Here is a 1405-nt window from a genome sequence, read left to right as displayed (position 1 = left end):
GGATCAAGAACAAAACCTGGGGAGGAATGTCAAAATAAAATTAGAAATTTGTAATCTAAGAATTAGATATGACACCTATAGAGCTTTTAAAATTTATGCTTCCTGATTTTTTAGTAGAACACTTTGAAGTAGTTTCTACCACTAACACAGAAGAAGTATTACATCTGTATTTTGAAGAAAAAATAAAACCTCCACAAGAGTTTAATTCTTTTGAATTGATTTCCAAAGGGTTTCTTGATGAGATTACTATTCAGGATTTTCCATTAAGAGGTAAATTTGTGTATTTACACATCAAAAGACGCCGTTGGAATAATAAAACCAATGGAGAAATCATCAAAAGAGATTGGACTTTAGTTGCTAAAGGAACTCGCATGACTCAGGAGTTTGCGGCTTTTTTAAAAGAAATTAATAGATAAGAGTGCTACAGATTGTCATACCATTGGAGGCTTTTTCGGAGTTAACGGAAAGAAGCTTCAAAGGCAATATAAAAAACATTTAAGCTCGTTTGATACATGGGCTCCACGCGAACATGCGCACCAATGGATGATTTACCCTGAAAACATGGGCACTCATTTATCCATTGACGAGGTGGCTTTGTCTCAGGGGGAACTTTATACTATCCTGACCAACAAGAAATTCAAAGGCAAAAAAGGTTGCTTGGTAGCTATTGTTGCCGGAACTAAAGCAGATCAGGTTATAGAACACATCAGAAAGATTGATTACAAGAAAAGATCTTTTGTCAAAGAGATAACGCTCGATATGGCTAATTCCATGAAGCTAATCTCTAAGAAATGTTTTCCTAAAGCCATACAGGTTACAGATCGGTTCCATGTTCAAAAATTAGCACTCGAAGCAGTACAAGAGATTAGAATCAAACATCGCTGGGAAGCTATGGACTTTGAGAATCAATCGATACTACAAGCCAAATTAGAAAACAAAACATACATTCCCAAGATTTTACCTAATGGAGATTCTATTAAACAGTTATTAGCCAGAAGCAGGTATCTACTTTATAAATCTCGCGAAAAATGGACTCATAGCCAAGAAGAAAGAGCACAAATGGTATTTGAACTATATCCTGATATTAAAACAGCTTACAATTTAAACCAACAGCTTCGAGGAATATATAATAACCACAATGACAAACATATTGCCATGACCAAACTGGCACATTGGTATAGAAATGTAGAAGAATCAGGTTTTAAAAACTTTAATATTCTACTCAATACCATAACTATTAATTACCAGTCAATCTTAAACTATTTTGATAATAGAAGTACAAATGCTTCGGCAGAATCTTTCAATGCTAAAATAAAAGCTTTTAGAAGTCAATTCAGAGGAGTGAGGAATATAGATTTTTTCTTGTTCAGATTATCTAATCTTTTTGCCTAATCCCCAACTTTTG

2 protein-coding genes are annotated in these 1405 nt (G+C 34.0%); both read left to right on the top strand.

From position 1 onward, the window contains the following. Window positions 1–68: 68 nt before the first annotated feature. On the top strand, window positions 69–416 hold the full coding sequence (locus tag FLA105534_RS00200) for an ISAon1 family transposase N-terminal region protein (protein WP_173964039.1): 348 nt from the start codon (window positions 69–71) through the stop codon (window positions 414–416). Continuing rightward, complete coding sequence (locus FLA105534_RS00195; protein WP_455424116.1) at window positions 409–1392, top strand: ISAon1 family transposase; 984 nt, start codon at window positions 409–411, stop codon at window positions 1390–1392. The genes FLA105534_RS00200 and FLA105534_RS00195 overlap by 8 nt, the downstream gene beginning before the upstream one ends. Window positions 1393–1405: the final 13 nt, after the last annotated feature.

It is taken from the genome of Flavobacterium collinsii (genome assembly GCF_902804485.1).
Lineage (GTDB): Bacteria > Bacteroidota > Bacteroidia > Flavobacteriales > Flavobacteriaceae > Flavobacterium > Flavobacterium collinsii.
Note: the sequence above shows the minus strand (reverse complement) of the source record. Positions and strands in the feature narration are given on the sequence as shown.